The organism is Achromobacter sp. B7 (assembly GCF_003600685.1).
GTDB lineage: Bacteria > Pseudomonadota > Gammaproteobacteria > Burkholderiales > Burkholderiaceae_B > Achromobacter > Achromobacter spanius_B.
The window spans coordinates 3,095,703-3,118,232 of record NZ_CP032084.1 but is presented as its reverse complement, the minus strand read 5'-3'; the positions used below and the strand labels follow the sequence as shown (position 1 = coordinate 3,118,232).

General features: G+C 67.2%; 17 protein-coding genes. 10 read left to right on the top strand and 7 right to left on the bottom strand.

The genetic code is table 11. The features are described 5' to 3' along the window. Nucleotides 1-106: 106 nt before the first annotated feature. The 3 genes from DVB37_RS14035 to DVB37_RS14020 all read left to right on the top strand — a co-directional run bounded on the left by DVB37_RS14035 (nt 107) and on the right by DVB37_RS14020 (nt 3,976). Nucleotides 107-1,111, top strand: a complete 1,005-nt coding sequence (locus DVB37_RS14035) for a tripartite tricarboxylate transporter substrate binding protein (protein WP_046807067.1) — start codon at nt 107-109, stop codon at nt 1,109-1,111. Nucleotides 1,112-1,782: 671 nt separating this feature from the next. Next, the gene (locus DVB37_RS14025; protein ID WP_240434119.1) at nt 1,783-2,748 is read left to right on the top strand and encodes a helix-turn-helix transcriptional regulator; all 966 of its coding nucleotides are present in this window, start codon (nt 1,783-1,785) and stop codon (nt 2,746-2,748) included. Nucleotides 2,749-2,881: 133 nt separating this feature from the next. After that, entirely contained in the window at nt 2,882-3,976 is a 1,095-nt protein-coding gene (locus DVB37_RS14020; RefSeq protein WP_120157495.1) for a Crp/Fnr family transcriptional regulator, read from the top strand. Nucleotides 3,977-4,122: 146 nt separating this feature from the next. Here DVB37_RS14020 and DVB37_RS14015 read toward each other — a convergent pair whose 3' ends face one another. Genes DVB37_RS14015 through DVB37_RS13995 form a run of 5 tightly spaced genes read right to left on the bottom strand, consistent with a single transcriptional unit; the run spans nt 4,123 to nt 9,016 of the window. Beyond that, nucleotides 4,123-5,778 (bottom strand): MFS transporter, encoded by a 1,656-nt coding sequence (locus tag DVB37_RS14015; RefSeq protein WP_120155759.1) that lies wholly within the window; start codon nt 5,776-5,778, stop codon nt 4,123-4,125. Further along, nucleotides 5,765-6,175, bottom strand: a complete 411-nt coding sequence (locus DVB37_RS14010) for a DoxX family protein (RefSeq protein WP_046807082.1) — start codon at nt 6,173-6,175, stop codon at nt 5,765-5,767. Before DVB37_RS14010 ends, DVB37_RS14015 begins: the two co-directional genes overlap by 14 nt. After that, nucleotides 6,172-8,061 carry an amidohydrolase gene (locus DVB37_RS14005; protein ID WP_046807070.1) on the bottom strand — a complete coding sequence of 630 codons (1,890 nt, stop codon included), beginning with the start codon at nt 8,059-8,061 and terminating at the stop codon, nt 6,172-6,174. Before DVB37_RS14005 ends, DVB37_RS14010 begins: the two co-directional genes overlap by 4 nt. After that, nucleotides 8,054-8,350, bottom strand: coding sequence for a XapX domain-containing protein (locus tag DVB37_RS14000; RefSeq protein WP_046807071.1), 297 nt, complete (start codon nt 8,348-8,350; stop codon nt 8,054-8,056). The genes DVB37_RS14005 and DVB37_RS14000 overlap by 8 nt, the downstream gene beginning before the upstream one ends. 12 nt (nt 8,351-8,362) lie before the next feature. Next, entirely contained in the window at nt 8,363-9,016 is a 654-nt protein-coding gene (locus tag DVB37_RS13995) for a hydrolase (protein WP_046807072.1), read from the bottom strand. Between the two features lie 620 nt (nt 9,017-9,636). On the opposite strand from DVB37_RS13995, the gene DVB37_RS13990 reads away from it, so the two are divergent. The 7 genes from DVB37_RS13990 to DVB37_RS28375 all read left to right on the top strand — a co-directional run bounded on the left by DVB37_RS13990 (nt 9,637) and on the right by DVB37_RS28375 (nt 19,700). Then, nucleotides 9,637-10,440: a transglutaminase family protein gene (locus tag DVB37_RS13990; protein ID WP_046807073.1), complete on the top strand. Its 804-nt coding sequence runs from the start codon at nt 9,637-9,639 to the stop codon at nt 10,438-10,440. Between the two features lie 85 nt (nt 10,441-10,525). After that, entirely contained in the window at nt 10,526-13,819 is a 3,294-nt protein-coding gene (locus DVB37_RS13985; protein ID WP_120155757.1) for a DUF2126 domain-containing protein, read from the top strand. 50 nt (nt 13,820-13,869) lie between these two features. Continuing rightward, nucleotides 13,870-16,533, top strand: coding sequence for a circularly permuted type 2 ATP-grasp protein (locus tag DVB37_RS13980; protein WP_120155755.1), 2,664 nt, complete (start codon nt 13,870-13,872; stop codon nt 16,531-16,533). Nucleotides 16,534-16,551: 18 nt separating this feature from the next. After that, nucleotides 16,552-17,472, top strand: coding sequence for a transglutaminase family protein (locus DVB37_RS13975; RefSeq protein ID WP_104145771.1), 921 nt, complete (start codon nt 16,552-16,554; stop codon nt 17,470-17,472). Continuing rightward, nucleotides 17,469-18,611: a putative zinc-binding metallopeptidase gene (locus DVB37_RS13970; protein ID WP_046807077.1), complete on the top strand. Its 1,143-nt coding sequence runs from the start codon at nt 17,469-17,471 to the stop codon at nt 18,609-18,611. The genes DVB37_RS13975 and DVB37_RS13970 overlap by 4 nt, the downstream gene beginning before the upstream one ends. A 97-nt stretch (nt 18,612-18,708) precedes the next feature. Beyond that, nucleotides 18,709-18,855, top strand: coding sequence for a hypothetical protein (locus tag DVB37_RS28380; protein WP_162941133.1), 147 nt, complete (start codon nt 18,709-18,711; stop codon nt 18,853-18,855). 350 nt (nt 18,856-19,205) lie between these two features. Further along, nucleotides 19,206-19,700 (top strand): 4'-phosphopantetheinyl transferase, encoded by a 495-nt coding sequence (locus DVB37_RS28375; protein ID WP_162941216.1) that lies wholly within the window; start codon nt 19,206-19,208, stop codon nt 19,698-19,700. A 38-nt stretch (nt 19,701-19,738) separates the two neighbouring features. On the opposite strand, the gene DVB37_RS13960 is transcribed toward DVB37_RS28375, so the two are convergent. Beyond that, nucleotides 19,739-21,238, bottom strand: a complete 1,500-nt coding sequence (locus tag DVB37_RS13960) for an aldehyde dehydrogenase (RefSeq protein WP_104145768.1) — start codon at nt 21,236-21,238, stop codon at nt 19,739-19,741. Then, on the bottom strand, nt 21,235-22,530 hold the full coding sequence (locus tag DVB37_RS13955) for a Zn-dependent hydrolase (RefSeq protein ID WP_120155751.1): 1,296 nt from the start codon (nt 22,528-22,530) through the stop codon (nt 21,235-21,237). Before DVB37_RS13955 ends, DVB37_RS13960 begins: the two co-directional genes overlap by 4 nt.

The following is a 22,530-nucleotide window of genomic DNA, read 5'->3' as shown; positions in this document are numbered from 1 at the left end:
AACGCAGGCCACTGAACGCAGGCCACTTTGATTTTCGTGCGCGGCGACGCAGGCGGGGCGCCGCGCCGGTATTACCCCAGAACACCTCAAACAGTGTGGAGACAGCATGGACGTAAGCAAGAGACATTTCCTGGGCGGCGCCGCGGCGCTATGCCTGTCGCCGCTGGTGCCGGCATGGGCGCAGCAAGCCGGCGCATCCGCCGGTGGCAATGCGGCGAACTGGCCCACGCGGCCGGTGCGCATCATCGTGCCTTACCCGCCCGGGGGCTCGTCGGACATCATCGCGCGCATCCTGGCGCCGCGCCTGTCCGACGCGCTCAAGCAGACGGTGGTCGTTGAAAACAAGCCCGGCGCCAACGGCAACCTGGGCGCGGGCCTGGTGGTGCAATCGGCGGCCGAAGGCCACACCGTGTTGTTGTGCGATGTGGGCGCGCTGGCAATCAGCCCGTCCGTATACACGAAGCTGTCGTTTGACCCGTCCAAGGACCTGCGCGCCGTCAGCATGCTGGCGTATTCGCCGCACGTGCTGGCCGTGCATCCCGACGTGCCGGCCAAGACGGTTCAAGAACTGGTGGACCTGTCGAAGAAGCAGCGGCTGAATTTTGCCGTGACGGCGATTGGCAGCGCGCCGCACCTGGCGGCCGTGGCCGTGCAGCAGGCCACCGGCGCGCAGTGGGAATACGTGCCGTACAAGGGCGGCTCGCAGGCGGTCACCGACACCATCGGGGGCCAGACGCAGATCATCATGAACGGCCTGCTGGCCACATTGCCGCACATCAAGGCCGGCAAGCTGCGCCCCATCGCCATTTCCAAGGGCGAACGCATGCAGCTGGTGCCCGATATCCCGACCATTTCCGAACAGGGCGTCAAGGGCTTTGAATCGGGCACGTGGCAAGGCGTGATGGCGCCGGTCACCACCACGGACCCGGTAGCCGAACGCCTGGCCGTGCTGCTGGCCCAGATCGTCAACCAGCCCGACGTGAAGGCGCAATTGAACGAGCAGGGCGCCGAGATCGTGACACGCAACCCGGCCGAGCTGACGCAGTTCTTCAACAGCGAACGCGCGCGTTGGGCCAAGGTCGTGAAAAGCGCGGATATCCGGCTGGATTGATCCGCGCGGGCGCGGGTGCTGGCCGGGTTGTTGGCTGGCTTGCTGGCCGCGGGTTGGCTGTGGGCTGGCGCGGGCGGTGCGAACTGCGCGCACCGCACGGACCGCACCGATCCCACGGGTTGCGAAGGCGGGGCGGATGGGCGCACACTCGTGCCAGGCTTACCCCGCATTCGTCATCCTCTGGAGCCACGATGAAAGCCCTGATCCTGGCCGCGTCCCTCGCGCTGGCGGCTGGCCCCGCGCCAGCGTGGGACGGCGTGCCCAGCGTCCCGCAACCCCCCGCCTCCGCGCGCACCTTGCCTGACACGTGCCTGGGCACGTCATGCCCGAAGACGGTTGATCCGAACCGCAGCGGGCAATCCTGCCTGGGCACCTCTTGTGGCGGCACCGGCTACCCGCCACCCGGCTCCCGCACCACGCCCGCCAACCCGCCGTGGAGTGGTCCGGCACAACCGAAACTGCCGCCGATGCCCTCGCGCTCGGGGCCGCCCGTTGGGCCATTGACGCCCGGCCCAGTGTTACCGCGTTAGTGTCGGCGACGCCCGCCGTGACACCATGTTGAAAAAATGCGTGACGATACTTGTTGCAGGGCAACACGGCCTGTTATCTTCCCGCCGATAACAAGATTGTTGCGTTTCTTTGCACCGGTCGCGACCCTGGGGAACCCATCCATGCCTGCCCGACTACGCCTTATGTCCGAGCCCGCCCCAGGGCCTGAACCCTTCTTGCTGGCTGCTGCCGCGCCCAAGCCCGCGCCGTCCACCGACGCCCTGGGATGTTCGGCCAGCAAGCTGGTCATCAACCAGCATTTCGAAGGCGGCGGGCTGACGTTTTATCGCAAGCGCACCGACAACGAACGCTTCGGCACCGTGGAGACGCCTGCGTCCGACCGGGGTTTTCTGGTGGGCGTGGCGATGCAGGGGGGCCACCGCCGCCGCATCCTGCAAGGCCAGCATGCAACGGCCCACGATTTCGACATCGGGTCGGTCTACATCCGCGACTTCAACGATGATTACCGCGCCGATCTGACCGGCGGTTTTGACTTTGTGCTGATTGAATTGCCGCGCGCCTTCATCGAACGGGTCAACGATGAAAAAGGCGGGTCCCGGGTCAGCAGCCTGCTGCCGCGCACGGGCAAGGGCGACCCCGTGCTGGCAAATCTATCGCAAGTATTGACAACGGTGCTGGCGCAGCCCGCGCCGGCCAACAGCTTGTTTGTGGAACACCTGAGCCTGACGATCGGTGCGCACCTGCTGGCGCATTACGGCGCCGGCGCCACGACCGGCTGGGAGCCCGCGGGCGGCACGCGCGTGCTGTCGCGCAAGCTGGAAGCGCGCGCCAAGGACATGTTGCTGTCGACCCTGCGCGAAGATTTGTCGATGACGGATATCGCCGAAGCCTGCAACCTGTCGCGCAGCTATTTCATCAAGGCCTTCCGCCAGACGGTAGGCACCACGCCACACCGATGGCTGCTTGAGCAGCGCGTGCAAAAGGCACAGGAATTGCTGCGGGTGCCGGGACAGTCGATTACCGACATCGCGCTGCTGTGCGGTTTTGCGGACCAGGCCCATTTGACACGCGTGTTCACCAGCGTGGTGGCCGTATCGCCGGGCGCTTGGCGCAAGGTGCACGCCTAGGGCGCCTGCCCGTTGTGCGATCATTGCTCTTTCGTACAAAGCAACACCCAAGTACGCAAGACCCACCGGCAGCCCGAAGCTATCTTGATAGCGTATCTTGCCGCTTTCTTCGGACTACCCGGACGTGAATCTCATGAATCGCCCAGCCATCGACCTTGCCTGCCGTCCGCCGGACTTGCCGGCCTTGCATGCGCAGGCGTTTCCCATGCTGACCGCCGCCCAGATCGCGCGGGCCACGCCTTACGGTGAACCCATGCTGGCGCCGGCCGGCAGCGTGCTGCTGCAAAGCGGCGGCCAGGAGGCCGCCTTTCACATCCTGCTGCAAGGCACGGTTGAAGTGCTGGAATGCGAGGCCGACGGCGCCATGCAAAGCCTGCTGGTGCATCGCGATGGCGAATTTACCGGCAGCCTGGACTTGTTCACCGACCGCCCCAATGCCGTCACGGCACGCGCCGCGTCGGACAGCCGGCTGCTGCGCCTGTCGCGCGAGGCCCTGGCGCGGCTGTTGCTGGCCGAACCCACGCTGGCGGACATCGTGCTGCGGGCGTTCATGCTGCGCCGGATCAGCTATTTGCGCCAGCGCCCGTATGGCGGCGCGATCCTGCGGTCGGCCATGGGGGTAGGGCGGGTGGACCCGGTGTTGGACCTGGCGGTTATCGGCGGCGGGCCGGCCGGGTTGGCGGCCGCCGCCTATGCCGCGTCCGAGGGGCTGCACACCTTGCTGGTGGGCGGTTCGCTGTGCGGGTCGCAAGCGCCGGGCGCCTACGCCTTGCCCGCCTTCCCGGGCACCCTCACGGGCTTGTGCGATGGCGGGCTGCTGCGCCGCGCCGAAACGCAAAGCCGCCATTTTGGATCGCACGTCATGCCGCAACGGCTGGCGACCGCGTTCGACAGCGCCAGCTATCCCTACCAGGTGTGGCTGGATGATGGCCAGGTGATCGAGGCGCGCAGCCTGATCGTGGCGACCGGCCTGGCCGAAGACGGATCGGGTCAGGGCAATACCGACTGGCTGGAGGGCTGCCTGGACACCGATGACCGGGGCCGCATCCACACCGGTCGCGCCGCCGCCGGCTCCATGCAGGCACGCGCCTATGAAAGCTCGCAGCCCGGCGTGTTCGCGGCCGGCTCGGTGCGCGCCGGCTGCGTGCCGCAAGTGCTGGCGGGCATCGCCGAAGGCGCGGCGGCGGTGCGCGTCGTGCACCGCTTCCTGGACGCCTCGGCGCACTAAGCCGGCGGCTTGGTCACTACGCCGGCGGTTCCGCCACCAAGCACGCGGCTCGGTCACTAAGCCGGCGGTTCCGCCACTAAGCCGGCGGCTCGGTCATCCAGCCGGCGGCCCGCCCCTCACACCGGCGGGTCTCCCGACCGTGGCCTTCAACCGGCCTGGCTGCCCCCGGCCTCCGATGTAGCCCCAGGTTTCCCCTGCCGCAAGTCCAGCGCCAGGAAATGATGCACCACCGGCTTTTCCGGCCCGATATGAAAGCGCTGGGCTTCGCCCTGCAAGTCGGCATCGGCCTGCGAGACGCGCTGATGTTGGCGCAAATGTTCCGCCCACGATTCCACCAGGAACCATTCCTGCACGCGCTCGGGTTCGCCGGTGTGCTCGGCCACGCCCCAGGCATAGGCGCCATCGCGCCGCCGTTCTTCCGCCACTGACTTGAGCGCGGCCAGGAACGCGGGGCGGTCCTGCACGCGGATGCGGTATTCGATCTGCACCATGACCGGTCCGCGATCGTGTTCCACCGGTGTGTCCAACAGCGGTTCGGGCCAATGGTTGGACGGGTCCAGATTCGCTTCGCCCTGCGGCAAGCGCATGCGGTGCAGCAGCACGCCCGCCACCAGCAGGCCCGCCGCGCCGGCCAGCAAGGTGGCCGGCACGCCGATCTCTTGCGCCAGCAGGCCCCAACCCAGGCTGCCCGCCGCCATGGCGCCGTTGAAAACCATCAGGTAGATGGCCAACCCACGGCCGCGCACCCAGTTCGGCAGGATGGCCTGCGCGACGCCGTTGAACGTTGTCAGCGCCACGATCCAGCCCATGCCCAGCAGCAACAGCAGCAGCACGGCGGCCCATTGCGGCGGCGCGAACGACAGCGCGGCCATCACGGCGGCGGCCACGACGGCGGCGGCCAGCACCAGGCCATCGGTGTTCAGGCGTGCGCGCAGACGCGGCAACACCACCGCGCCCAGGATCGCGCCCACGCCCACCGCGCCCAGCAGCACGCCATAGAAGCCGGCGCTGCCGCCCAACATGCGGCGCGCCACCAGCGGCAGCAACGCCCAGACCGAGCTGGCAAAGATGAAGAACACGGCCGCGCGCAGCAACACCACGTGCAGCTCGCGGCTGGCGCGCGCAAAGCGCACGCCCGCGCGGAAGGCGCCGAAGAACTGTTCCGACAAGCCGTCGTCCACTTTCTTGGGCCGCTTCCACCAGATCAGCGCGCCGATCACGAACACGTAGCTGAGCACGTCCGCGCCATAGGCGGCGGCCGCACCGAACGCGGCCAGCAGCAATCCGCCCACGGCCGGGCCCAACGCGCGGGCGATGTTGATGCCCAGCGAGTTCAAGCCCACGGCGGTTTTCAGTTCGGCCTTGGGCACCAGTTCGGGCACGATGGCCTGCCAGGTGGGGCCCATCAGCGCCGTGCCCACGCCGCCCAGGAAGGTCAGGGCGATCAAGGTTTCGACGGTCAGCGTGTTGGTCTTGGCCATCATCAGCAGGGTGAAGCTGACGCAGGCCAGCAGTACCTGGATGATGATCAGAAAGCGCCGCCGGTCCAGGATGTCGGACAGCACGCCGGCCGGAATGGCCAGCAGGAACACCGGCAAGGTGGCCGCCGTCTGCATCATGGCGACGGCGGCGGGGTTGGTGGACAGGTCGGTAACCAGCCACGCGCTGGCCACGTCGCGCATGAAACTGCCGATGTTGCCCAGGATGGTGGCGCCCCACAGCACGGCGAACAGCGTGTGCTTCAAGGGCGCCATGCCGCTCACGGCGGCGGCGGGCGGGGTGATGCGATCAGGTCCGGCCATGCAGGCGCTCCGTCAGGTCATGCCAGGCGACCAGGACGAACGCCCCGGCCAGCCCCAAGTGTTCATAGAACGCGTTCATTGTCATGAAGCGCGCGTCGGCGGGCGCTTGCCAGTAGCGGTTGGCCATCAGCGCCGCCACGGCGGTGAACAGCGCCAACGCCAGCGCGCCCAGCCAGCGCAGCCGCCCGGACAGGATCAGGGCGCTGGCGCCCAGTTCCAGCACGATAACGGCGACGGCGGCCGGCGCGGCGGGTTGCAGGCCAAAATGCGCCATCTCGGCCTGCGCGCCCGCAAAGTCCAGCAGCTTGACCAGCCCGCCCTGGATATAGGCGCCACAAAGCGCCAGCAGGGCCAGCCAGCGCACCGCCTTCGAGGTCAGCGGACGGGGCACGGTCATACCGCCCAGCACGCGCAACCGAGCGCGCCCCAAAAGCCTTTCAGGTCCGACACCGGCAGCTTGCTGGCCCAGGCGCCCGCATGCTGGTGGCCGTGCACATTGCAGTCGTTCGCGCAGGCGCAGCCGGCGGCCGCTTCGCGCAGCGAGGTCTGCAAGGGCTTGCCTTCGGTGTCTGCCCAGGCGCCGTAGCCGCCGAACAGGCGCGTGGGCGACCAGTCGGGCATGGCGGGCGGGGGGGCCGCGTCGTCATGGGCCGAGAATTCGCCCGCGCCCCACACCACCTTGCCGCCCACCACGGTGAGCAGGCTGCTGGTGTCGGCGATATCGGATTCCGGGCACGCGAAGAAGTCGCGATCGGGCACCACCAGGTCAGCCAATTGGCCCACGGCGATGCGGCCTTTCTTGCCTTGTTCGTTCGAGAACCAGGTGACGTTCTCCGTCCACATGCGCAGCGCGGCGTCGCGGTCCAGGCAGTTGCGTTGCGGCGTCAGGCGCATGCCGCCCACGGTCTTGCCGGTGATCAGCCAGGACAGCGACACCCACGGGTTGTAGGACGCGACGCGCGTGGCGTCGGTGCCGGCCGACACGTTGACGCCTTTCTCCAGCATGCGCTTGACGGGCGGGGTGGCCTCGGCCGCGCCGGCGCCGTAGCGTTCAACAAAATACTCGCCCTGGTAGGCCATGCGATGCTGCACGGCCACGCCGCCGCCCAGCGCCGCGATGCGGTCGATGGACTTTTCGGAAATGGTTTCCGCGTGGTCAAAGAACCAGTTCAGCCCGGCCAGCGGCACGTCGCGGTTGACGCGTTCAAACACATCCAGCGATCGGCTGATGGTTTCGTCATAGGTGGCGTGCATGCGCCATGGCCAGCGGTTCTGCGCCAGGATGCGCACCACTTCTTCCAATTCGCCTTCCATCTCGGGCCCCATCTCGGGGCGCGGCTGGCGGAAGTCTTCGAAGTCGGCGGCCGAGAACACCAGCATTTCACCCGCGCCGTTATGGCGGAAGTAGTCGGTGCCTTGCTTGTATTGCGACGTGGCCGTCCAGTTCAGGAAGTCTTCTTTTTCCTGCTTGGGCTTTTGCGTGAACAGGTTGTAGGCCAGGCGGATCGTCAGCTGGTTGGCGTCGGCCAATTGCTGAATCACCTGGTAGTCCTCGGGGTAATTCTGAAAACCGCCGCCCGCGTCGATGGCGCCGGTGACGCCCAGGCGGTTCAGTTCGCGCATGAAGTGGCGCGTGGAGTTGACCTGGTATTCCAGCGGCAGCTTGGGGCCCTTGGCCAAGGTGGCGTACAGGATCGACGCGTTGGGCTTGGCCAGCAGCAGGCCGGTGGGGTTGCCGACGGCATCGCGCACGATTTCGCCGCCCGGCGGGGCGGGCGTGGTCTTGTCGTAGCCCACCGCGCGCAAGGCGGCCGCGTTCAGCAGCGCGCGGTCGTACAGGTGCAGGATGAACACGGGCGTATCGGGCGCCACGGCGTTTAGTTCCTCGATGGTGGGCAGGCGTTTTTCGGCAAACTGGTGCTCGGTGAAGCCTCCCACCACGCGCACCCACTGCGGGGCGGGGGTAATGGCGACCTGACGGCGCAGCATGGCCATGGCGTCGGACAGGCTGCGCACGCCGTCCCAACGCAATTCCATGTTGTAGTTCAGGCCACCGCGGATGATGTGCAGGTGGTTGTCGATCAGGCCCGGCAGCACGCCGCGCCCGTTCAGCGCGATGACCTTTGTCGCGGGACCGGCCAGCGGCAGGATGTCGGCGGCGGCGCCCACGCGCGTGAAGCGGCCTTCGCGGATGGCGACGGCGTCGGCCACGGGGTTGGCCGGGTCCAGCGTGGTGAAGCGGCCCTGGTGCAGGATCAAATCGGGGGCTTGGGTGTCAACCATGGCGCTTGTCTCCACATGCATCGGCGGTTGTTTCAGAGGGGGCGGACGCCTTGGGGCAACTGGGCAGCTCGCCGAACATATGCGGCTTGACCTGCTCGTGCAGCCAGGACGTGCGCGTGGCAGGTTCAGCCATCATGCGCTTGACCAGCGGGGGAATCTGTTCGCCCGCCAGGATGCCCAGAAGGCCTACCAATGCAATGACCGGTGGCGCGGGCGAGCGCACGTTGAACAGCGCATAGATCACGCCGACCAACAGGCCAAGCGCCAGCGAAACAAGGTAGACCTTCATGGGCAGCTCCTATCAGGCTTCGTGCGCGTTGAACATGGACTTGGCGTAGATGATGCCCAGGCCATAGGCGCCGCCAAACTTCTTGGCGATGCCGGTGGTCATTTCATAGCTGTCGGTGCGCGCCCAGTCACGCTGCATTTCCAAGAGGTATTGCAGCGCGGTGATCGGCTGGCCGCCGGCTTGCACGATGCGTTCGATAGCGCGGTTGTGCGCTTCCACGGACACGTCGCCGCAAGCGTCGGTGATGACATAGACCTCAAAGCCCTGGTCCAGCGCCGACAGCGCCGGGCCGACGATGCACACGCTGGTCCACAAGCCGGCCAGCACGATGCGCTTCTTGCCGATTTCGTTGACCTGCTTGATGACGGCGGCGTCTTCCCAGGTGTTCATGGACGTGCGGTCCAGCAGGGCCTGGCCGGGGAACGGCGCGGTGACTTCGTCGAACATCGGGCCCGAAAAGCTCTTTTCGGCAACGGTGGTCAGGATGGTGGACGCCTTGAAACCGGCGGCGGCGTGCGCGACCAGCGCGGCGTTGTTGCGCAGCGTGATGGCGTCGATGGAATGGGTGGCGAACGCCATCTGCGACTGGAAGTCGATCATGATCAGCGTGTGGTCCTGCGGGGACAACAGCTTGGCGCCGGGTTTGGCGAAGGCGGTAACGGACATGGTGGGGCTCCTTGGGATGCCGTTTGGAAACCCCCGCAATGTGCCTGCGTTACGTAGCGATGTATTGAACGATTGTCCGGCGCTTTGAAGATTGTGGCTGCCCACGGCCCTGCGGTGCGGCGTTCCGGCGTTCCGGCGTCCCGGCGTCCCGGCGTTCCGACTTCCCGACTTCCCCGCGCCCCGGTGCGAGAGCCCTGTTGTGCGCGGAACAATTTTGCAATGGCTTGTAAAAAAGTCGCGCGGCGGCTTTGCGGCCATCGCACCGGTTTGGTGCCCGGCGCCGGATATCGGGCATGGCCGCGCGTCAAAGCGTGCGCCGGCGCCGCGCGCGGGGGTGGGTTTCAAGGGCGTCGGGGCGCTGCGCGGGCGCGCGGAACGCGGCTTTCGCGCTGGCACACATGTTGCTTGGTCATTGCATGGTTATGGCTTTTTCATTGTTTTTGCATTGCTTTTTCGTCGCACGCACAGGGCATGCGCATGACCTGTTCAACGCTTGCGTATTGCTGATTTATTTCATTGGCTTGTTGCTACTATCGACCGTCGTGCCCCGCCGGTAAATAGCGAACGGGCAGGGTGCGCCGCCCGGACGTGACCAGCGTGACCGCAGTGTGGAGATTTTCATGAAGCATCTCATCAAGCACGTGACCCGCTACCGCTATGCCGCCCCGGTCAACTACACCATCCAGACGCTGCGGCTGACGCCCCGGCGCGACGACCATCAACATGCCTTGCGATGGCAGATCCAGACCCCGGGCGAAATTCAGCCGCAGGTGGACGCGTATGGCAACGTCACCCACACGCTGACGCTGCACCGCACCCATAGCGAAATCGAGATCCATGCGGTGGGGCAGGTCGACATCCATCCGCTGGCGCAGGGCCGCGTGGGCGATGAAGACGAACGCCTGCCCGTCTACATCTATGGCGTGCCGACCGCGCTGACCCAATGCGACGATTCCATCCGCGCGTTCTGCCGGCGTGTGGTGCCGCGCGGCGTGCACAGCGCGGACGACGTGCTGATGCTTAGCGCCGCCATCCGCGAACACGTGGCGGTTCAACCCGGGCTGGGCGGCCCCGCCATGACCGCCCCGCAAGTGCTGGCCGCGCGGCGCGGCGGCAGCCAGGACCAGACCCATCTGCTGTTGGCGTGCGTGCGTGCCCTGGGCACGCCGGGCCGCTTTGTCAGCGGCTATTGGCACGAAGCCGGCGACGACGCCGCCAGCCACGGGTGGGCCGATGTCTGGCTGGCCGGGCACGGCTGGGTCAGCGTGGACGTGAGCCACGCCGCGTTTGCCTCCGACGGCCATTGCCGCCTGGCCGTTGGCCGCGACTACGAATCTGCCTCGCCCGTGCGCTGGCTGCACGGCGCGGCGGCCACGCTGTCGATGGACGTATCGGTACAGGTGCAGGTGCAATCAAGCCACTGATTCCTTTGATCTTCCCTTTGCGCCCCCGCGTTTGCTCCCCGCGCCCCCATAATCCAAGACGGCCACCGCCGACCCGGAGAAGGCTTTGACGATCCACGTAGCGCTCAAGCACGTCACGCAATACAACTATGACCGTCTGGTCAGCCTTTCCGCCCAGGTGCTGCGCCTGCGGCCCGCGCCGCACAGCCGCACACCCATCCTGTCGTACTCGCTGACGGTGGAGCCGGCCGAGCACTTCCTGAACTGGCAGCAGGACCCGTTCGCCAATTACCTGGCGCGGCTGAATTTTCCGAACAAAACGCGCGAATTCAAGATCACCGTGGACCTGGTCGCCGAAATGGCGGTCTACAACCCCTTTGACTTCTTTCTGGAACCCGACGCCGAGGAATTCCCCTTTACCTACGACGACGGGCTGGCGCGCGAACTGGCGCCGTACCTGATCCGCGACGTGGCCACGCCCCGGTTCGCGGAATTCTTGTCGCGCGTGGACAAGCGGCCGCAGCGCACCGTGGATTTCCTGGTGGGGTTGAACCAGCAGGTGCACAAAGAAATCAGCTACCTGATCCGCATGGAGCCCGGCGTGCAGACGCCGGAAGAAACGCTGGCGCGGGCGGCGGGATCGTGCCGCGATTCGGGTTGGCTGCTGGTGCAGGCGCTGCGCCACCTGGGGTTGGCGGCGCGTTTCGTGTCGGGCTACCTGATCCAGCTCAAGCCCGACGTGCGCGCGCTGGACGGCCCCAGCGGCGCGCAAACCGACTTTACGGATCTGCACGCGTGGTGCGAAGTCTATCTGCCGGGCGCCGGCTGGATCGGGCTGGACCCCACGTCCGGCCTGCTGGCGGGCGAAGGCCATATTCCGCTGGCCGCCACGCCCGAACCCGGCAGCGCCGCGCCGGTGACGGGCGCGGTCGACGAGGCCGAGGTGGAATTCACGCACACCATGTCGGTCACGCGGGTGTTCGAATCGCCGCGCGTCACCAAGCCGTATAGCGACGAGCAGTGGCGCGCCATCCTGGACCTGGGCGACAAGATCGATGACCGGCTGGACCACATGGACGTGCGCCTGACGATGGGGGGCGAGCCCACCTTCGTTTCGGTGTCCGACCGCGAAGGCGCGGAATGGAATACCGCCGCGCTGGGGCCCACCAAGCGCGGCTATGCGCTGGAACTCTTGAACCGCCTGCGCACGCGCTACGGCGGCAACGGCTTTGTGCACCTGGGGCAGGGCAAGTGGTATCCGGGCGAACAATTGCCGCGCTGGGCGCTATCGATCTATTGGCGCGCCGATGGCCAGCCGTGTTGGGACGACCCCACGCTGTTCGCCGACGAACGCCAGCGCAGCGCGTACACGGTGGCGGACGCCAAGCGCTTCGTCATGCGGCTGTGCGAGCGGCTTGAGGTGGACGCGGGCCATGTCGTGCCGGGGTATGAAGACGTCTTCTATTACCTGTGGCGCGAACGCCGGCTGCCGGCCAACGTGGACCCGTTCGATTCCCGGCTGGACGATGAAATGGAACGCGCGCGCCTGCGCCGCGTGTTCGAGCAGAAGCTGGATAGCATCGTCGGCTACGCGTTGCCGATCCAGGCGGGCGAGGGCGGGCCGTGGGTGTCCGGCCCCTGGTTCTTGCGCGACGAACGCATGTACCTGTTTCCCGGCGATTCGCCGATGGGCCTGCGCCTGCCGCTGGATTCGCTGCCCTGGGCGGCCGAGGCCGACGCGCCGGTGCTGACCGAGCGCGACCCCTTCGATGCGCGCCGTTCGCTGCCCGGGCCGTCGCAGCTGCTGGCACAGAGCCGCCGTATGGGGGCATCCGCAACGCCGGACGCCCACCCGCCCGCCAAGTTCGAATCCGCCGCCAACCTGACCCGCACCGCGATGTGCGTGGAAACGCGCAACGGCATCCTGTATGTGTTCATGCCGCCCTTGCCGCGCCTGGAAGATTACCTGGCGCTGGTGGCGCAGGTGGAAGGCACGGCGCGCGATCTGGGCGTGAAGATTGTGCTGGAAGGCTACCCGCCGCCGCGCGATCCCCGCCTGAAGGTGCTGGCGGTGACGCCCGACCCCGGCGTCATCGAAGTCAACATCCACCCGGCCGCCAATTGGGCCGAACTGGTCGACCACACGGAATTCCTGTACGAAACCGCCTTCGAGACCCGGCTGTCCACCGAAAAATTCATGGCCGACGGCCGCCACACCGGCACCGGCGGCGGCAACCACTTCGTGCTGGGCGGCGCCACGCCGGCCGATAGCCCCTTTCTGCGCCGCCCCGACGTGCTGGCCAGCCTGTTGGCGTACTGGGTCAACCATCCGTCTTTGTCGTACTTGTTTTCCGGGCTGTTCATCGGCCCCACCAGCCAGGCGCCGCGCATCGACGAGGCGCGCAACGACCAGGTTTACGAGCTGGAGCTGGCTTTTCAGGAAATCCACCGGCGCCGCGCCGAACAGGGCGAGCAGGTGCCGCCCTGGATGATCGACCGCGCGCTGCGCAATATCCTGGTCGACGTGACCGGCAATACGCACCGCTCGGAATTCTGCATCGACAAGCTGTATTCGCCCGACAGCGCCACCGGCCGCCTGGGCCTGCTGGAACTGCGCGCCTTTGAAATGCCGCCGCATGCGCGCATGAGCCTGGCCCAGCAGCTGCTGCTGCGCGGCCTGGTGGCGCATTTCTGGAAAACGCCCTATACCGCGCGCCTGACGCGCTGGGGCACCGAGCTGCATGACCGCTTCCTGCTGCCCACCTTTGTGAAGATGGATTTCGAGGACGTGCTGGCGGATCTTAACGAGGCGGGTTACAGCTTTGACGCCGCCTGGTTCGCGCCGCATTTCGAGTTCCGCTTCCCGCTGTTCGGGGACGTGGCGGCGCGCGGCATCCATCTGGAACTGCGCGGCGCGCTGGAACCCTGGCACGTAATGGGCGAAGAGGGCTCGTCCGCGGGCACGGTGCGTTACGTGGATTCGTCGTTGGAACGGGTGGAAATCCGGGTATCGGGCTTGAACGACAACCGCTATGTTGTCACGGTCAATGGCCGCGCGCTGCCCTTGCAGCCGACCGGCCGGGTGGGCGAGTACGTGGCGGGGGTGCGCTACAAGGCCTGGTCGCCGCCGTCGGCGCTGCATCCGACGATACCGGTGCATGTGCCTTTGACGGTGGACATTGTCGACACCTGGAATCAACGCTCATTGGGGGGCTGCAAATATCATGTCGCGCATCCGGGCGGGCTGAATCCGGAATCGTTCCCGGTCAATTCCTACGAGGCCGAGAGCCGGCGCCTGGCCCGGTTCGAGAAAATCGGGCACACGCCGGGCCGCATGGACGTGGCGCCGGCGCAAGTGGGCCGTGAATTTCCGTTCTCGCTGGATTTAAGGCACGATTGACCCCTTGTTGGAATTTGAACCCCGGCGCCCCCGTCGCCTCTTGAAGCCCCATGCCGCAATTTCTTTTTCAGACCGATCCGTCGCAGGATGTCGCATCCCTGGCGGTTCATGCGGCGCTGCCCGCGCGGCCTGGGCACTATGACGAACTGCGCGCGGCGCCCGATGCGTCGGGCGCGACGCAGCTGCGCGACCCGTGGCCCCAATTCTTCGAGCTCCTGGGCACCAGCGGCTTTGCCGACCTGGACCGGCGCGTGGACGGGGTGGCGCGGCAAATCCGCGAAAACGGCATCACCTACAACATCTACGCCGAAGCCAACGGGTCGGCTCGGCCATGGTCGCTGGACCTGCTGCCCTTTGTCATCAACGACACCGACTGGGCGGCCATCGAACAGGGGGTGTGCCAGCGCGCCAGCCTGTTGAACCGCGTGCTGGCCGATGTCTACGGCCCGCAAACCCTGCTGGCCGACAAGCTGATTCCGCCCGCGCTGGTGTTCGGCCATCCCGGTTATCTGCGGCCCTTGCGCGGCTACCAGCCGCCGGGCGGCACGTATCTGCACATTGCCGCGTTCGACCTGGCGCGCGCCAGCGATGGCGGCTGGTGGGTGGTGTCGCAACGTACACAAGCGCCATCCGGGCTGGGCTATCTGCTGGAAAACCGGCTGACCATTTCGGGCATGTTCCCCGAGGCGTTCAAGCAGTTGCGCGTGCAGCATCTGGCCACCAGCTACCGGCGGCTGATGGACATGCTGTACAAACTGAGCCCGGGCGGGCTGCCCGCGCACACGCCGCCGCGCATCGTGCTGCTGACCCCGGGGCCGTACAACGAAACCTATTTCGAGCAGACCTACCTGGCGCGCTATCTGGGCGTGACGCTGGTCGAAGGCGGCGACCTTGTCGTGCGCGACAAGATGCTTTACCTGAAAACGCTGCACGGGCTGGAACGCGTGCACGCGGTGCTGCGCCGCCTGGACGACGATTTTTGCGACCCGCTTGAGCTGCGTTCCGATTCCACGCTGGGCGTGCCGGGGCTGTTGCAGGTAATGCGCGCCGGCAACGTGCTGGTGGCCAATTCGCTGGGCGCGAGCTTCCTGGAGTCGCCCGCGATCAACGGCTTTTTGCCCGCCATCAGCCGCCGCCTGTTCGATGCCGATCTGCTGTTGCCGTCGCTGCCTTCGTGGTGGTGCGGCGAGGCCGCCGCGCGCGAACAGGCGTTGGCGAACCTGCCGGGCATGGTCATCAAATCCACCTACCCCAGCAATATGCGGGGCGGTTTCGAGCCGGTCATCGGGCGCGCCGTGCCGCCGTCCGACACCGCCGCGCTGCATGCGCGCATCGCCGACAACCCCGACGCCTACACCGTCCAGGAATATCTGCCCCTGTCGCAGGCGCCCAGCTGGAGTTCGGGCCACATCGTGCCGCGCGCGGCGATGCTGCGCGTCTTCGTCATCGCCGATGGCGAGGGCGGCTGGAACGTCCTGCCGGGCGGCCTGACGCGCATCGCCAGCCGCGAACAGCAGATTGTGTCGATGCAGCGCGGCGGCAGCAGCATGGACACGTGGGTGACCACGCGCGGCGCGGTGGACACATTTTCAATGCTGCCCGTGCAGTTGCGGCTGGAAGACATCGCCCCCGCGCATCGTCCCGTGTCCAGCCGCGCCGCCGAAAACCTGTTCTGGATGGGGCGCTACACCGAACGCGCGGAAAACGATGTACGCCTGGCCACGGTGGCGCTGACCTGGCTGAACAGCGATGAAGACAATGCCGGCGAACTGTTTGCCGCCGTCGACACGCTGTGCCGGCGCAGCGGGCTGGTGCCTGCCGCGCCCACCTTGTCGGCACGCATGTTCGAGTCGACGCTGGTGGCCCAACTGGTCAGCGACGAGGCGCAGGGCGGGGTGGCGCGCAACCTGGGCGCGCTGGCGTTTGCCGCCGGCCAGATCCGTGACCGCCTGTCGCCCGAGCATTGGCGGCTGGTGGTGACGGCGCATGAATGGTTCATGCGCATGGCGTCGGCGGGCAGGGGGCGCGATACCGCCGCGCCGCTTTCTGCCGCCGTTTCTGCCCCCGTTTCTGCGTCCGTTTCTGCCCCCGTTTCTCCGTCCATCTCTGCGTCCATCTCTGCGACCATTTCCGCGCCGGACGTCCTGCGCGGCTTGCGCAGCCTGGGCATGCAGCTGTCGGCCATCACCGGCTCGCAAACCGACCGCATGACGCGCGACGACGGCTGGCGCCTGTTGACCATCGGCCGGCAGATCGAACGTCTGGCCGCCATGGCCGGTCTGCTGGGCGAGCTGTTCCGCCGCAACGCGGTGCTGGGCGATAGCGGCTTCAACATGCTGCTGGACCTGTTTGACAGCAAGATCACGTATCGCGCCTATTACCCGGGGCGCCAGGAAGTGCCCGCGCTGCTGAATCTGTTGGTGCAAGAGCCCGCCAACCCGCGTTCACTGGCCTGTGTGCTGAGCGTGCTGCGCAAAGAACTGGCGCGGCTGCCCGATACCGTCGCGGGGCCGGGCAAGGACCTGGTGAACCTGCTGCCGTCGGAAGGGGTGGGCGTATCGTTGGCGGACCTTTGCCTACAGACCCAGGGCCTGTACGCGGGCGTGCTGACGTTGTGCACGCAGCTGGAACTGGCCGCCAGCAGCTTGTCCAACGAGATCAGCCTGCGATATTTCAGCCATGCGGCCGGCCATGACCAAACGCTTACCGCGTAATTTCCGAGGCATGCCGACATGAATGGGGTGACGCTGATCGTCGATCACGAAACCGCGTATCGCTACGATTCGCCGGTGGAACTGGCCCACCATCTGGGTTATCTGCGCCCGTTACACGACGCGTGGCAGGTGCTTGAGGCCTACGCGCTGGAGGTGACTCCCGTGCCGCCCGGCATCACCGAGGCCGTGGACGGCTTTGGCAACACGCGCTGCACCTTTGCGCTGTACGCGCCGCACGAGGCACTGACGGTGCGCGCCACCAGCCGCGTCACCGTCCATCCGCGCTTTGATGCGCTGGACGAAACACAGGGTTTGCCGTGGGAAGCCGCGGCGCAGCGCCTGCGCTACGACCCGGCCTCGCCCTACGCGCCCGAAGTCGAATTCACCTTCGCTTCTCCCTATGTTCCGCTGCATGCCGAGCTTCGGGCATACGGCTTGCTGTCGTTCACCCCGGGTCGCCCCGTGGCCGAGGCGGCGATGGAGCTAATGCACCGTATCCACGCGGATTTCACCTACCGGCCCGCGCACACCCAGGTGTCCACGCCGGTACTTGACGCGTTCCAGGAACGTATCGGCGTCTGCCAGGATTTTGCGCACGTGATGATCGGCTGCCTGCGCGCCCTGGGCTTGCCGGCGCGCTACGTCAGTGGCTACCTGATGTCGCAACCGCCGCCAGGCAAACCGCGCCTGATCGGCGCCGACGCCTCGCACGCCTGGGTGTCGGTGCACTGCGCGGGGGTGGACATCAATGGGGGTTGGATCGATCTGGATCCCACCAACGACGTGGTGCCGGGCACGGCGCATGTGGCGCTGGCGTATGGCCGCGACTATGGCGACGTTACGCCGTTGCGCGGCGTGATCCGGGGCGGCGGCCATGAATTGAATGTGCGCGTAACCGTCGCGCCCATAGACGAGTTTCCGACAGGGACTGATGCATGAGCTATTTCTTCGACGCGATCAACCGCCAACTGCGCGCCCCGAAACGCCAGCGCGTGCGGCATGCGCGCGCGAAGGCTTTTCAGTGCGTGTGCGGACAGCCCGTTTTCTTCAGCAATACCGAATGCCTGAACTGCCACCGGCAATTGGGTTTTGACCCGAAGCGCGGCCACGTGATCGCGCTGGACGATGCCCCCGGCGGCATCCTGCGCGAATCGGGCAAGGTGCGCGGCAAGACGTACAAGCGCTGCGGCAATTTCAGCCTGCCGGCGCTGTGCAACTGGCTGGTGCCCGCGCAGTCGCCCGACACGCTGTGCCTGGCCTGTAACCTGAACCGCACCATCCCCGATCTTTCCGTACCGGAGAACGGCCCGCTGTGGTTCAAGGTGGAAGCCGCCAAGCGCCAGATGATCGCCCAGGTGATGACGCTGGGTTTGCCCATCCGGCGCTCGGTGGCGCCTGACGACGGCGGCCTGGCGTTCGACCTGCTGGCGCCCGTCGATGACGGCACCCCCTTGCTGACCGGCCACGCGCAGGGGCTCATCACCATCAACATCCGCGAGGCCGACGACGCCTACCGGGTGAAGGTGCGTGAAGACATGCACGAGCCGTACCGCACGCTGCTGGGCCATTTTCGCCACGAGATCGGCCATTACTACTGGGACCAGCTGATTGCACCCGGCCCCTGGCTGGAACCGTTTCGACAAGTTTTCGGCGACGAACGCGCCGACTACGGCGAGGCCCTGCAACGCAACTACGAACAAGGCCCGCCCGCCGATTGGGAACTGCACTACATCAGCACCTACGCGTCGTGCCACCCATGGGAAGACTGGGCCGAAACCTGGGCGCATTACCTGCACATGATGGACACGCTGGATACCGCCATCAGCTTCGGCGTTACGCGCACCGCCGTCGAACAATCCTACGAGCCCTTCACCAAAGAAGCGCTGTACGACCCGGAAGACCCCGACGGCCAAGCGTTCCTGGATCTGGTCAACGCCTGGGTCGCCCTGACCGGCGTCCTGAACGAGCTGGCCCGCAGCATGGGCCAACGCGACTTCTACCCCTTCGTCCTGCCCGCAGACGTGATCGGCAAGCTTCAGTTCGTGCACCGGGTAGTGAAGGGCGCTTCGGCGGGGTGAGAGAGGCGGTGGGCGCGGAAAATAAGAGGCAAATGAGGCGGCAAATCAGCCAGCAAATGAAGCGACAAATGAAGCGGCAACTCAACCGGCAAAAAACATGGCCCGCCTGCTGGCTCTGGACTCCATGAAAGCCAAGATCAGCGCGGTCGTGCAGGTGGAAACCTCGCATGGCCGGTTGCGGAAAGGAGCCGCCTTGCCGATCTTGCTGCCCGCCCTGTATGGCGGGGTGGATGACGCTCCGTGACCGGACTGCACCAAGCGCTACGCCTGCCCGACTGGGTATGCATGGCGTCCATGCCCGTTGCCCAGGCCGCGGCGCACCTGCTTGCCGCCGTGGGCGATGAGGCCTTGGCGTGGCGCCAGGCAACCGGGGCGATGAGCCCCGGGCGGCGCGCCGAGTTCGTGGCGGGTCGGGTGTGTGCGTGGCGGGCGTTACTAGAGGCGAGGGCGAAGGAGGCGAGAGCGAAGGAGGCGGGGGACAAGGACGCGGGGGCGAAGGACACAGCGGCGAAGGACACAGGGGCGAAGGACACAGGGGCGAAGGACACAGGGGCGAAGGACACAGCGGCGACGGTTCGCGGGCCGGTGTTGCCCGTGCACGAGCGGTTGCCGGTGTGGCCGGCGGGGTGGTTGGGCAGCATCAGCCATAGCGGGGCGTGGGCGGTTGCGGCGGTGGCTTCGGAAGCGCGGTGCCAGGCGCTGGGGCTGGACTTGCAGGATCTGATCGCCCCGCAAACCGTGGCCGACGTGCAGCCGCTGGTGGCGACCGAGCGCGAGCTTGCCCGCATGGCGCCGGCGTGGGATCGCCGCCATGCGCTGACCTTATTGTTTTCCGCCAAGGAAGCGCTGTACAAGGCGCTGTATCCGCGCCTGCGCAGATTCCAGGATTTCGATGCCGCCGAATTGACGGCAATAAGCGCAAGCAGGGCCGAAGTGACGCTGACCCTGACCCGCGATTGGGATGACGTCGCTTGGCGGGCCGGGCAGGCGTTAAGCGTGCGCTACGCGTGGGCGGCCGAAGGGGTGCTGACGGCCTGCTGCGTGGCGGCGGGTGGGACGGCGGCGGGTGGGGCCGGCGGGGGCGTCTGAGCGCCCGCGGCTCCATTCGGCCGGCCCCGCCACGCCAGTCACACCGTCAGGCTGATCCAGGTCGTCTTCAAGTCCGAATATTTGTCGAGCGCGTGCAGGGACTTATCCCGGCCCGACCCCGATTGCTTGACGCCGCCGAACGGCACCGTGATGTCGCCATCGGCGTAGCAGTTGACCCAGACCAGACCCGCGCGCAGGCGGCGCGACAGGCGATGCGCGCGCGACAGGTTGGCCGTCCACAGGCCCGCGCCCAGTCCGTAGACCGAGTCGTTGGCCAGCGCAATGGCTTCGTCTTCGGAGCCGAAACGTTGCGCGGCCAGCACCGGGCCGAAAATTTCTTCGCGGACCAAGGCGGAATCCTGGTGCGCGCAATCGAAAATGGTGGGTTCGATGTAGTAGCCGCCCGTGTCGCTGCGCGCCTGCTTGCCGCCGATGCGCAACGTTGCGCCTTCGGACTGGCCGGCGGCAATGCGGTCCAGCACGCCCTGCATCTGGCGTTCGTCCACCATCGCGCCCATGGCGGTGGCCGGGTCCAGCGGGTCGCCCGGCTGCAACGTGGCCGCCACCGCCGCGACTTTTTCCATGAAGGCGTCGTAAATGCCGTCCTGCACGTACAGGCGCGACCCGGCGATGCACACTTCGCCCTGGTTCGAGAAGATGGCCAGCGCGGCGGCTTGCGCGGCGCGGTCCAGGTCTGGGCAGTCGTCAAACACGATGTGCGGCGACTTGCCGCCACATTCGAGCCACACCCGCTTCAAGTTCGATTCGCCCGCATAGCTCATGAAGCGCTTGCCCGTGGCGGTGGACCCGGTGAACGCCACGCAGTCCACGTCGGGGTGGCGGCCCAGCGCCTGCCCGGCCACGGCGCCCAGGCCCGGCACCACGTTGAAGACGCCGGCCGGAATGCCGGCTTGTTCCGCCAGCGCCGCCAACCGGATGGCCGATAGCGAGGCCTGTTCGGCCGGTTTCAGGATGACGCTGTTGCCCGCCGCCAGCGCGGGCGCCACTTTCCAGGCGGCCATCATCAGCGGGTAGTTCCACGGCACCACGGCGGCGACCACGCCCAGCGCTTCGCGCGTGATGGTGGCCAGCGCGTCCGGGCCGGTCGGGGCGATTTCGTCGTAGATCTTGTCGATGGCTTCGGCGTACCAGGCGTAGCAGCGCGCGGTCTCCGGCACATCGAAAGCCAGCGCGTCGCGGATGGGCTTGCCCATGTCCAGCGTTTCCAGCAGCGCCAGTTCTTCGGTGTGTTCGTCGATCAGGCGGGCCAGGCGCAGCAGGCGTTCCTTGCGTTGGCGCGGGGCCAGCTGGCTCCAGACGCCGGCTTCGAACGCGCGGCGCGCGGCGGCCACGGCGCGGTCTACATCCGCCTGGCCGCAAGCGGCCACGTCGGCCAGCCGGCGGCCGTCGATGGGGCTGGAGGCGGCGAACGTAGCGCCGTCGGCGGCGTCGCAGTAGGCGCCGTCGATGTAGGCGCGGCCGTCGATGCGCAGCGTGGCGGCGCGGTCATGCCAATAGGCGCGGTCGTGTTGGCTCATGCGGGTTCTCCGGAATGAAGGCGGGATGGGGGGGCGGAGGCGGCGGGCGTATCGCTGTGCGCGTTGGCGCGCGCAACCATCGCGTCCAGCAGCACGTTGCAGCCCGCTTCCAGGTCGGCGGGCTTGGCGTCTTCGATCTCGTTGTGGCTCACGCCATCCTTGCAGGGCACGAAGATCATGGCGGTGGGCGTGACGCTGGCCATGTAGACGGCGTCGTGGCCGGCGCCCGTCACGATGTCCATGGCGGCCAGGCCACGGCGCGTGGCGCCGTCGCGCACCTTTGCCACCAGGTCCGGGTCGAACGGGGTGGGCGGGAAGTACTGCACCTGCTTGACGTCAACGGTGACGCCGTGGCGTTCGGCTACGTCGGTGCACGCGGCCAGCCAGCGCGCGTCCATCTGCGTCAGCGTGGCTTCGTCTTCATGGCGCAGGTCCACGGTGAAGCGGACCTGACCGGGGATGACATTGCGCGAGCCCGGATGCGCGTGGATTTCGCCCACCGTGCCGCGCCCATGCGGTTGGTTGTCGTTGGCGATGCCGATCACCGCCTGCAACAGGAACGTGGCGGCGTACAGCGCGTCGCGGCGGATGGGCATGGGGGTCGGGCCGGCATGCATTTCCATGCCGGTGATCACCACGTCGTACCAGCGCACGCCCAGCGACCCGGTCACCACGCCGACCACTTTGTCTTCATGTTCCAGGATGGGGCCTTGTTCGATGTGCGCCTCGAAGTACGCGCCCACCGGCCGCCCGCCCACGGGGTCCGCGCCCGCGTAGCCGATGGCGGCCAGTTCGTCGGCCACCGACTTGCCGTCGTGGTCGCGCGCGTTCAGCGCCACTTCCAGCGGGAATTTACCGGCGAATACGCCGGAGCCCATCATCACGGGCAAAAAGCGCGAGCCTTCTTCGTTGGTCCAGATGGCCACTTCCAGCGGCGCCTCGGTGACGACGCCGTGGTCGTTCAGGCTGCGCATGACTTCCAGCCCGGCCAGCACGCCGTAGCAGCCGTCGAACTTGCCACCGGTGGGCTGCGTGTCGATGTGGCTGCCGGTCATGACGGGCGGCAGGTCGTTGTTGCGGCCGGCGCGGCGGGCAAAGATGTTGCCCACCTGGTCCACGCGCAGCGTCATGCCGGCCTCGCGCATCCAGCCGGTGACCAGGTCGCGGCCCTGGCCGTCCAGCGCGGTCAGCGCCAGCCGGCAGTTGCCGCCCTTGGGGGTGGCGCCGATCCGCGCCAGGTCCATCAGCGACTGCCACAGCCGCTGTCCGTTGATCGAAATCGTGCTTGTCAT

Excerpts from the sequence above, each read along its gene's own strand:
- DVB37_RS14035 (WP_046807067.1), top strand. The coding sequence starts at position 107 with ATGGACGTAAGCAAGAGACATTTCCTGGGCGGCGCCGCGGCGCTATGC.
- DVB37_RS14025 (WP_240434119.1), top strand. The coding sequence starts at position 1,783 with ATGCCTGCCCGACTACGCCTTATGTCCGAGCCCGCCCCAGGGCCTGAA.
- DVB37_RS14020 (WP_120157495.1), top strand. The coding sequence starts at position 2,882 with ATGAATCGCCCAGCCATCGACCTTGCCTGCCGTCCGCCGGACTTGCCG.
- DVB37_RS14015 (WP_120155759.1), bottom strand. The coding sequence starts at position 5,778 with ATGGCCGGACCTGATCGCATCACCCCGCCCGCCGCCGCCGTGAGCGGC.
- DVB37_RS14010 (WP_046807082.1), bottom strand. The coding sequence starts at position 6,175 with ATGACCGTGCCCCGTCCGCTGACCTCGAAGGCGGTGCGCTGGCTGGCC.
- DVB37_RS14005 (WP_046807070.1), bottom strand. The coding sequence starts at position 8,061 with ATGGTTGACACCCAAGCCCCCGATTTGATCCTGCACCAGGGCCGCTTC.
- DVB37_RS14000 (WP_046807071.1), bottom strand. The coding sequence starts at position 8,350 with ATGAAGGTCTACCTTGTTTCGCTGGCGCTTGGCCTGTTGGTCGGCGTG.
- DVB37_RS13995 (WP_046807072.1), bottom strand. The coding sequence starts at position 9,016 with ATGTCCGTTACCGCCTTCGCCAAACCCGGCGCCAAGCTGTTGTCCCCG.
- DVB37_RS13990 (WP_046807073.1), top strand. The coding sequence starts at position 9,637 with ATGAAGCATCTCATCAAGCACGTGACCCGCTACCGCTATGCCGCCCCG.
- DVB37_RS13980 (WP_120155755.1), top strand. The coding sequence starts at position 13,870 with ATGCCGCAATTTCTTTTTCAGACCGATCCGTCGCAGGATGTCGCATCC.
- DVB37_RS13975 (WP_104145771.1), top strand. The coding sequence starts at position 16,552 with ATGAATGGGGTGACGCTGATCGTCGATCACGAAACCGCGTATCGCTAC.
- DVB37_RS13970 (WP_046807077.1), top strand. The coding sequence starts at position 17,469 with ATGAGCTATTTCTTCGACGCGATCAACCGCCAACTGCGCGCCCCGAAA.
- DVB37_RS28380 (WP_162941133.1), top strand. The coding sequence starts at position 18,709 with ATGGCCCGCCTGCTGGCTCTGGACTCCATGAAAGCCAAGATCAGCGCG.
- DVB37_RS13960 (WP_104145768.1), bottom strand. The coding sequence starts at position 21,238 with ATGAGCCAACACGACCGCGCCTATTGGCATGACCGCGCCGCCACGCTG.
- DVB37_RS13955 (WP_120155751.1), bottom strand. The coding sequence starts at position 22,530 with ATGACAAGCACGATTTCGATCAACGGACAGCGGCTGTGGCAGTCGCTG.